This window comes from Phenylobacterium sp. (assembly GCF_036264965.1).
GTDB lineage: Bacteria > Pseudomonadota > Alphaproteobacteria > Caulobacterales > Caulobacteraceae > Phenylobacterium.
Genome location: NZ_DATAPY010000157.1, coordinates 1 through 9,972, shown reverse-complemented (window position 1 = coordinate 9,972; position 9,972 = coordinate 1). Strand labels below are relative to the sequence as shown.

Here is a 9,972-nt window from a genome sequence, read left to right as displayed (position 1 = left end):
ATCGCGTGGATGTCCAGGCCGTCGGCGAAGGCCTGCTTGAGCTGCGGGATGTCGCCGATGTGGGCGAGCAACCTGAGCTCGATCTGCGAATAGTCGGCGCTGATCAGCACCTGGCCAGGTTCGGCGATGAAGGCGCGGCGGATCTTGCGGCCTTCCTCGGTGCGGACCGGGATGTTCTGCAGGTTGGGGTCCGATGAGGCGAGGCGGCCCGTGGTCGCCGCCGCCAGCGAATAGGAGGTGTGGACCCGGTTGGTCTTCGGGTCGATCGCGGCGACCAGGTTGTCGGTGTAGGTGCCCTTCAGCTTCGACAGCTGCCGCCAGTCCAGCAGGATTCGCGGCAGCTCATGGCCCTGGGCGGCCAGGTCCTCCAGCATCGAGGCGTCGGTGGACTGCGCGCCGGTGGCCGTGGTGCGGCCGGACGCCAGCCCCATCTCGCCGAACAGGATGTCGCCGATCTGCTTGGGCGAGCCCAGGTTGAAGGGCCGTCCCGCCACCTTATGGGCCTCGATCTCCAGCTCGCCCATGCGCGCGGCGAAGTCGTTGGAGAGCAGGCGAAGGCGTTCGGGATCGACCTTCACCCCGGCCAGCTCCATCTCGACCAGCACCTTGGGCAGGGGCCGTTCCAGGGTCTCGTAGACGGTCAGCAGATGCTCGTGCGCCAGCCGCGGCTTCAGGTGCTCATAGATGCGCAGGGTGACGTCGGCGTCTTCCGCTGCGTAGCAGGTCGCGGCGCCGAGCTCGACGTGCTTGAAGCTCTTCTGCGCCTTGCCGGTCCCGGCGACGGTCTTGAAGCTGATCGGCTCGTGATCGAGCAGGCGTTTGGAGAGCTCGTCCATGCCGTAGCTCTTGTGCAGCCCGCCCTCGAGGGCGAAGGCGATCAGCATGGTGTCGTCGATCGGCCCAACCTCGATCCCGTAGCGGGAGAAGACGGCCATGTCGTACTTGCCGTTCTGCGCCACCTTCAGGACGGCGGGCGATTCCAGCAGCGGCTTCAGGCGCGCGATGGCCTCGGCCAGCGGGATCTGGTCCAGCGCCGCCGGGGCTTCCAGTAGCAGCCCGCCCTCCTGTTCCTGCTCGTGGCCGAGCGGGATGTAGCACGCCTCGCCCGGGGCCGTGGCCAGGGACACGCCGCACAGGTTAGCCGCTGAGGACGAGAGCGCGTCGGTCTCGGTGTCGAAGGCCACCAGCCCCTTGTTGAAAGCCTTGGCGATCCAGGCGTCGAGGGTCGGAAGGTCGCGCACGCACTGGTAGGCGTTGACGTCGATGGCCCCGTGCTTGGGCGCTTCCGGGGCCTTGGTCTCCGACGGCGTCGGGGTGGCGCTGGGCGCCGTGCCGCGCGCCTCGGCGACCCGGCGGGCGAGGGTGCGGAACTCCATCAGTTCGAGGAAGGCCGCCAGGGTCTCGGCGTCCGGTTCGGCGACCGCCAGCTCATCGACCGGCGAGGGCAGCGGCGTGTCGCAGTCGAGCTGCACCAGCTGGCGCGACAGGCGGATCTGGTCGGCGAAGTCGATCAGGGTCTGGCGGCGCTTGTCCTGTTTGATCTCGCCCGCCCGCGCCAGCAGCGTGTCGAGGTCGCCGAACTCATTGATCAGCAGCGACGCGGTCTTGATCCCGATCCCCGGCGCGCCCGGGACATTGTCGACGCTATCGCCACACAGCGCCTGGACGTCGACCACCTTGTCCGGCGTCACCCCGAACTTGTCGAACACCTGCTCGGCCCGGATCACCAGGTTCGGGGTCTTCATGGTGTCCAGCATGGAGACCTTCGGGCCCACCAGCTGCATCAGGTCCTTGTCGGAGGAGACGATCACCACCTCGCCGCCGGCGTCACGCACCTTGCAGGCATAGGCCGCGATCAGGTCGTCGGCCTCATAGCCGGGCAGCTCGATGCAGGGCACGCCGAACGCCCGCGTCGCATCGCGCACCAGCGGGAACTGCGGCACCAGGTCCTCCGGCGCCGGCGGGCGGTGGGCCTTGTACTGCTCGTAGAGCTTGTTCCTGAAGGTGTCCTCGGAATGGTCGAAGATCACCGCCAGATGGGTCGGCGCCTCGGCCGAGGCCTTCATGTCGACCAAGAGCTTCCACAGCATGTTGCAGAAGCCGGCCACCGCGCCCACCGGCAGGCCGTCCGACTTGCGCGTCAGCGGCGGAAGCGCATGGAAGGCCCGGAAGATGAAGCCCGAGCCGTCCACCAAATAGAGCCGCACGCTCGGCCCGTCCTGCGTCGGTTCGCGCGGGATTTCGTCCAGGGTCTGCGGGCCCATATCCTGCGGGGGGGCGTCGAGGGTGTCGGTCATGGGGAGAAGATAGGCGTGAGCGCGCGCAAGGTCATCTGCGATGCGACGGGATCGGGCGACGTCCCGGGATTGTCATCCTGCCGAACTTCCCGCACATGCGTCGCCGGAAACACGCCATTGGAGGCAGCGACCCATGTTCTCGCACATCATGATCGGCACAAATGACCTGGACCGCGCCAAGTCGTTCTACGACGCCGTCCTGGGGACTCTCGGCGTGTCGCCGGCCCTCGTCGACCGCCATCGCATCTTCTACCGTACGCCGACCGGGACCTTCTCGGTCTCCCTGCCGATCAATGGCGAGCCGGCGACGGCGCCCAACGGCGGCACGATCGGCTTCGCCTGCGCCTCGTCGGAACAGGCCGACGCCTGGCACGCGGCCGGCCTCGCCGCCGGCGGCGCGACCTGCGAGGATCCGCCGGGCGTGCGCGCAGGCGCCGCCGGCAAGCTCTACCTCGCCTATCTGCGCGATCCGGACGGCAACAAGCTCTGCGGCCTCCACCGCATGGCGAGCTAGGCTTCGAACCGCTTGTTCAGGTTGCCCAGGCCGTCGGGATCGCCGGCGAAGTTGTCGGCCTTGCCGTCGGCCAGGTAGCCCGCCACCGCCTTGGCCAGCCGCGCATAGACCGCGCGGAACGGCCCGCCGCCGGAGCTGACGCGGCGCACGCCCAGGGCTTGCAACTGCTCGGCGCCCGGCAGGCCGGCCACCAGCATCATGTTAAGCGGCAGATGGATCTCGTCAGCCAGCCGGTCGATTAGATCGGCGTCGCTGGGCCCCGGCACGAAGATGCCGCTGGCCCCGGCCTGGCGATAGCGCTCGGCGCGCGCGGTGGTCTCCACATAGGCCGCGTGGCCCTCGGCGAGGCCCTTCAGATAGACGTCCGTGCGCGCGTTGATGAACAGGTCCACGCCCTCGCCGTCGGCCGCCTTGCGCGCCGCGGCGATCTTGCGGGCGTGCAGGTCCGGGTCGCGCCGCCCGTCCTCCAGGTTGATGCCCACCGCGCCGACCCCGATCACCGCGCGGATGGTCTCGGCCAGCCGGTCCAGGTCGTCGGTGTAGCCGCCCTCGATGTCGGCGGTGACCGGGACCTTCACGACGCGGGCGACGGCCTGCACCGTTTCCAGCAGCAGCGGCAGGGGCAGCATGTCGCCGTCGGGGTAGCCGTGCGCCCAGGCCACCGCCGCCGACGAGGTCGCCACCGCCTTGGCGCCGGCGTCCTCCATCACCGCGGCGCTGGCCGCGTCCCAGGCGTTGGGCAGGATCAGGATGTCGCCGGTGTGATGCAGCGCGCCGAACGCCTCGGCCTTGCTCTTCTGGTCCATGGTGTCCCTCCGTCCGGTTCTTGAGCCTAGACGTAAGGTGCGCCGCGTCCGTGACAACCGCTGGCGGAAAGCGGACATCGACGTGGCTTCGCCGTCCTCCTTTCGCATGGGCTCGCGAAACCCTGTAAGAACCCCGCCGTGACCGCCACGGCCCCCTTTCGCCAGACTTTGGCCCGCCTGACCCTGACCGACTTCCGCTCCTATGCGCGGGCGGACCTCGTGCTGGATGGACGGCCGGTGTTTCTGGTGGGGCCGAACGGAGCGGGGAAGACCAACCTCTTGGAGGCGATCAGCCTGTTCACGCCGGGCCGGGGCCTGCGCGGCGCGAACCTGGCCGAGGTCGGCCGGCGCTTGCCGGGCGAGACCGTCGGCCGCGCCTGGGCGGTCTCGGCGGTCGTCTCCATCGACGGTGAGGAGACCCAGATCGGCACCGGCGTCGGCGAGCCCGGCGCGGCGCGGCGTGCGGTGCGGATCGCCGGCGGGACCGTTCCGCCGGGGCACCTGGCCGACCACCTGCGCCAGGTCTGGCTGACGCCTGCGCAGGATCGCCTGTTTCTGGAAGGCGCCTCGGACCGCCGCCGGTTCTTCGACCGGCTGGTGTTTGCCGCCATCCCGCGCCACGCCGCCCACGCCCAGGCCTATGAGAAAAGCTTGCGCGAGCGCATGCGCCTGCTCACCGACGAGACCCAGGCCCCCGACGCCGCCTGGCTCGACGCCCTGGAGGCGCGCCTCGCCGAGGCTGGCGCCCTGATGGCCGAGGCCCGCGCGACGACGCTGGCGGCCTTGCAGGCCGAGATCGACAGCCGCGGCGAGCGCCCCTTCCCGCAGGCGAAGCTCTCGCTCACCGGCGAATGGGAGCAGATGGCGCTGGCTGGCGCTGAAATCGCCGACATCGAAGCCAAATTGGCCGCCGCGCTCGCCGCCGCCCGGCCCCGCGACGCCGCGGCCGGCCGCGCGCTGACCGGCCCGCACCGAGGCGATCTGGCCGTCACCCACGTCGAAAAAGACCGTCCGGCGGCGGAATGTTCGACCGGCGAGCAGAAAGCGCTGATTTTGAACCTGGTTTTGGCCCAATCCGCGCGGCTTTCACGTGCAGAATCAGCGCCACGCCCTATATTGTTACTGGACGAAGTCGCAGCGCATCTGGACCGCCTCCGGCGCGCTGCCCTGTTCGATGAAATCGAGGCGCTCGGGCTTCAGGCTTTCTTGACCGGAACCGACGAGCACCTCTTCGAAGACCTGAAAGGACGGGCCCAGGGCGTACGCGTAGACGCCACCGGCCTGACTCAGCTGGACCCCGAATGAGCGAAGACAACGAGACCATCCACGGCCAGGGCCCGACGCCCGACAACAACGGCCAGGACGACTATGGCGCGGAGAGCATCAAGGTCCTGAAGGGCCTCGACGCGGTGCGCAAACGGCCGGGCATGTACATCGGCGACACCGACGACGGCTCGGGCCTGCACCACATGGTCTATGAGGTGGTCGACAACGCCATCGACGAGACCCTGGCTGGCTGGGCTACGCGCGTCGAAGTGATCTTGAACGCCGACGGCTCCTGCACCGTCACCGACGACGGCCGCGGCATCCCGGTGGACATCCACGAGGGCGAGGGCATCTCCGCGGCCGAGGTCATCATGACCCAGCTGCATGCCGGCGGGAAGTTCGACCAGAACTCCTACAAGGTCTCCGGCGGTCTGCACGGTGTGGGCGTCTCGGTGGTCAACGCGCTCTCTGAATTCCTCAAGCTGAAAATCTATCGTGGCGGCAAGTCCTACGAGATGGAGTTCCGCCACGGCGACGCGGTGGCGCCGCTGAAGGAGACCGGGATCGCGCCCCTGCGTGAAAACGGCGAGCCGCTGTCCGGCACCGAGGTCACCTTCCTGCCGTCGCTGCAGACCTTCGCCTTCATCGATTTCGACGTGAAGACGCTGGAGCACCGCCTGCGCGAACTGGCCTTCCTGAACTCCGGCGTGACCATCTGGCTGAAGGATCACCGCGGGGCTGAGCCCTTCGTCGAGGTCATGCACTACGAGGGCGGCATCGAAGCCTTCGTGCGCCACCTGGACGCGGCCAAGACCCCGCTCCTGAAAGAGCCGATCGTCATCCGCGGCAAGCGCGAGAACGTCGAACTCGACATGTCGCTGTGGTGGAACGACAGCTACCACGAGAACGTCCTGTGCTTCACGAACAACATCCCGCAGCGGGATGGCGGCACCCACCTGGCGGCCTTCCGTTCGGCCCTGACCCGGATCATCACCGGCTATGCGGAAAGCTCCGGCGCGGCCAAGCGCGAGAAGGTCTCGGTCGGCGGCGAGGACGCCCGCGAGGGCCTGACCTGCGTGCTGTCGGTCAAGGTGCCGGACCCGAAATTCTCCTCCCAGACCAAGGACAAGCTGGTCTCCTCCGAGGTGCGCCCGGCCGTGGAAGGCCTGGTTGGCGAGGGCCTGGGCTCCTGGTTCGAGGAACACCCCACCGAAGCCCGCCTGATCGTGCAGAAGATCGCCGAGGCCGCCGCCGCCCGCGAAGCCGCGCGCAAGGCCCGCGAACTGACCCGGCGCAAGTCGGCGCTGGATATCTCCTCCCTGCCCGGCAAGCTCGCCGACTGCGCGGAGAAGGACCCGGCCAAGTCGGAAATCTTCATTGTCGAGGGCGATTCCGCCGGCGGCTCGGCCAAGCAGGCCCGCAACCGCGACAACCAGGCGATCCTGCCCTTGCGCGGCAAGATCCTGAACGTCGAACGCGCCCGCTTCGACAAGATGCTGGGCTCAGAGCAGATCGGCACCCTGATCACCGCGCTGGGCGCCGGCATCGGCTCGGAAGACTTCGATATCGAGAAGATCCGCTACCACAAGATCGTGCTGATGACCGACGCCGACGTCGACGGCGCCCATATCCGCACCCTGCTGCTCACCTTCTTCTTCCGCCAGATGCGCGAGGTGATCGACCGCGGCTACCTCTATATCGCCCAGCCACCGCTCTATAAGGCGTCCAAAGGCAAGTCGGTCCGCTACCTCAAGGACGACGCGGAGCTGGAGATCTACCTGATCGACGAGGGCGTCGACGGGGCCACGCTCGACCTCTCCAACGGCGAGCGGATCACCGGCGCCGACCTCCTGGCCATGGTGCAGACCGCCCGCGGCGCGAAGGCCAACGTCGAGCGGCTCGCCGCCCGCGCCCCGGCCTTCGCCATCGAGCAGTCGGCGCTGGCGGGCCTGCTGGCCCCCGGCGGCGACCTGGCCAAGGCGGCCGCGCGCCTGGACCTCTACGCCGAGGAAGGCGACGGCGCCTGGAGCGGCGCGCCGGGCGATGGCGGCAGCTACGTCTTCTCGCGCATGAAGCGCGGCGTCTCCGAACGCGTCGTGCTGGACGAGCTCCTGCTGCACGCCGCCGACGCGCGGCGTCTGGCGGAGCGGTCGAAGGAGCTGGCGGAGATCTTCGTCGGCCGCGCCACCTTCACCCGCCGCGACCGCGCCACCGTGGTCCGCGGGCCGATCGACCTGGTCAATGCGGTGATGGACGGCGGCCGCCGCGGCCTCTCGATCCAGCGCTACAAGGGCCTGGGCGAGATGAACGCCGACCAGCTGTGGGAGACCACCTTGGACGGGGAGGCTCGCACCCTGCTGCAGGTCAAGATCACCCACGCCGAAGACGCTGGCGATATGTTCGCCCGCCTGATGGGCGACCTGGTCGAGCCGCGCCGCGAGTTCATCCAGGAAAACGCCCTCGACGCCGAGGTGGACGTCTAGCGGCTCAACAGATGCCCCCCCACAGGGGGAGCTGTCAGCGAAGACTGACTGAGGGGGTTTCCTCTCCGGTCGTCGGGGTGTCGGCTGTCGCGGACTCGGCGGGTGAAACCCCCTCCGGCGCTTCGCGCCACCTCCCCCTGATCTCGCTCCGCGCTGGGGGAGGATCTTAAGCCGCGAACCCGGCGACCACCTCCAGCACCGCCTCGCCGTAGCGGGCGAGCTTGCCTTCGCCGACGCCGTTGACGCGTTCCAGGGCGGCGCGGGAGCCCGGCTTCACGGCGGCGATCTCGGCGAGCGTCCGGTCGTGGAAGATCACATAGGGCGGCACGTGCTGGCTCTTGGCCGCCCGTGCGCGCCAGGCCCGCAGCGCCTCGAACAGCGCCTGGTCCGACGGGGCGGTGACCAGGGCGTCGCGGCCTTTGCGAGGCTTGCGGATGCGACCGGCCGGCTCCTCGGCGCGGGTCTGGATCTGCACCCGCCGCTCGCCGCGAAAGACACGCTTGACCTCATCGGCGTCGCCCACGCCGACCAGCGGACGGCCGTCGTTGGGGTCCTCGCGCAGCAGGCCTTCGAACAGCAGTTGCTCCACCAGGTCGCGCCAGGCGCTGGCGGACAGGTCCTGGCCGATGCCCCAGGTGGAGAGCGAGGCCTCGTGATCGCTGACGTCCTTGGTCTTGCCCAGCAGGTGGTCGACCAGCCGCCCGCGGCCGTAGCGCCCCGCCAACCGATGGGCCGCCGACAGGGCCTCTGCGCCGCCTCGGTGGCGTCGGAGAGTTCGACCCGGCCCGTGCAAAGGTCGCACTGGCCGCAGGCCTCGACACCCTCCTCGCCGAAGTAGCGGCGCACGGTGGCCGCGCGGCAGCCGGTCCCGTCCAGGAGGGCGTAGAGCTGGCGGACCTTGCCCACCTGCACCTGCTTCACCGCGCCGTCCATGTCGCGCTCGCCGATGCGCCGCAGCGCCCAGCTCATGTCCGCGGCGCCATAGAGGGTGATGCCCTCCGCCAGGTCGCCGTCGCGCCCGGCGCGGCCGATCTCCTGCCAGTAGGCCTCGATGGACGCGGGCGCATCGGCGTGGATCACGAAGCGGACGTCGGGCTTGTCGACCCCCATGCCGAAGGCGATCGTCGCCACCATCACCGCCGCATCCGCCTCCAGGAAGCTTTCCAGCCGCTCGGTGCGCAGGGTTCGCTCCAGGCCGGCGTGATAGGCCAGCGCCGGGACGCCCGCGTCACGCAGCGCCTGGGCGATCTGCTCGGTCTTGTCGCGCGAGCCGGCATAGACCACGCCCGAACGGTCCGGCCGCGCGGTGACCAGCTCCACCACCCGCTTGGTGGCCGAGCCGCGCTTGCGTTCCGCCGACAGCACCAGCTCGGGCCGCGCGAAGCTGTCGACGAACTCCGACGAGCTCTCCAGGCGCAGCTCGGCGCGGATATCCTCGCGGGTCCGGGCGTCGGCGGTGGCGGTCACCGCCAGGCGCGGCACGTTCGGGAAGAGGTCGGCCAGGCGCCCCAGCATTCGATATTCCGGCCGGAAATCGTGGCCCCACTGGCTGACGCAGTGCGCCTCGTCGATGGCGATCAGCGCCAACGGCACGCGCGCCAGCCGCTCCAGCATCCAGGGCTGCATCAGGCCTTCCGGCGAGACGTAAAGCAGGTCGAGCTCGCCCGCCTCGATGCGCCGCCAGGTCTCGGCCTTCTCCTCCAGGTCGATGTTGGAATCGAGCCTGGCCGCCGCGACACCCGACTGCTGCAGGCCCGCCACCTGGTCGGTCATCAGGGCGATCAGCGGTGAGACCACCAGGCCCAGGCCCGGCCGGATCATGCTGGGAATCTGATAGCAGACGCTCTTGCCGCCGCCGGTGGGCAGCACCGCCATGGCGCTGTTCCCGGCCAGCACCTGGGCGATCACGTCGCCTTGCAGCCCACGGAACTCCGCATGGCCGAAGGTGCGGCGCAGGATTTCGCGGGCGTTGTGCAGGAGGTCGGGATCGCGCTCGGCGACGGCGGAAGGCATGGGTGGGTTATGGGGTCGAATCGGTCCCGGCGCCATGCGGCATCCCTCCTCTTTAGGGGAGGGACAGACCGCGAAGCGGTCAGGGTGGGGGAGTCGCGCTCAGGCTCGGACGTCGGAGTCCTGGCCCACAGACCCCCACCCGTCTCGGGCTTCGCCCTCGCCACCCTCCCCTAAAGAGGAGGGATGAGGATCAGCTGGCGTCCATCCGGCTGATGGTCGGTTTCTTCGCCCAGTGCGTGCCCATGCGGTTGACGAATTGCTTGGGCCGGTCGGTCAGGACCTCGGTCTCCAGCCACAGGCGCTTCAGGTGCCGGATCTTCCCCGCGGCGCGGTCGTCGACGTATTCGCTGCGTCCGTGCAGCACGTGGTAGTTGTTGATGAACTGCATGTCCCCCGGCTGGAAGTCCATGAACACGCTATAGGCGCCGCTCTCGGCCTGAGCGTCCATCCAGGCCAGGGCCTCGCGGGCTGCGTCCGTCACTCGCGGCGCGTCGGCGTGGCGCTGTGAGGCCAGGATGTAGGGGGTGATCAGCCGCACGAAGAGGCGTCCGTTCCACTCGGTGAACACGGGCACTTCATACCAGCCGCGCGCG

General features: G+C 69.4%; 6 protein-coding genes and 1 pseudogene. 3 read left to right on the top strand and 4 right to left on the bottom strand.

Annotation, left to right across the window (positions count from 1 at the left end; all coding sequences use genetic code 11):
* On the bottom strand, positions 1 to 2,297 hold a 2,297-nt coding region (gene polA, locus VHS75_RS20955; RefSeq protein WP_414694383.1), incomplete at its 3' end, for a DNA polymerase I.
* A 133-nt stretch (positions 2,298 to 2,430) separates the two neighbouring features.
* Here polA and VHS75_RS20950 point away from each other — a divergent pair.
* Positions 2,431 to 2,811, top strand: coding sequence for a VOC family protein (locus tag VHS75_RS20950; protein WP_329640565.1), 381 nt, complete (start codon positions 2,431 to 2,433; stop codon positions 2,809 to 2,811).
* On the opposite strand, the gene VHS75_RS20945 is transcribed toward VHS75_RS20950, so the two are convergent.
* Entirely contained in the window at positions 2,808 to 3,617 is an 810-nt protein-coding gene (locus VHS75_RS20945) for an isocitrate lyase/phosphoenolpyruvate mutase family protein (RefSeq protein WP_329640564.1), read from the bottom strand. The two genes, VHS75_RS20950 and VHS75_RS20945, sit on opposite strands and share 4 nt — an antisense overlap.
* A gap of 168 nt (positions 3,618 to 3,785) precedes the next feature.
* Between VHS75_RS20945 and recF the strand changes: the two genes are divergently transcribed.
* Positions 3,786 to 4,922 (top strand): DNA replication/repair protein RecF, encoded by a 1,137-nt coding sequence (gene recF, locus VHS75_RS20940; protein ID WP_329640566.1) that lies wholly within the window; start codon positions 3,786 to 3,788, stop codon positions 4,920 to 4,922.
* On the top strand, positions 4,919 to 7,366 hold the full coding sequence (gene gyrB / locus VHS75_RS20935; RefSeq protein ID WP_329640563.1) for a DNA topoisomerase (ATP-hydrolyzing) subunit B: 2,448 nt from the start codon (positions 4,919 to 4,921) through the stop codon (positions 7,364 to 7,366). The genes recF and gyrB overlap by 4 nt, the downstream gene beginning before the upstream one ends.
* A 166-nt stretch (positions 7,367 to 7,532) precedes the next feature.
* Here gyrB and recQ read toward each other — a convergent pair.
* Positions 7,533 to 9,379: pseudogene (gene recQ, locus VHS75_RS20930) on the bottom strand (DNA helicase RecQ).
* A gap of 190 nt (positions 9,380 to 9,569) precedes the next feature.
* Positions 9,570 to 9,972: TauD/TfdA family dioxygenase (locus tag VHS75_RS20925; RefSeq protein ID WP_329640562.1), on the bottom strand; the 403-nt coding region annotated here is incomplete at its 5' end.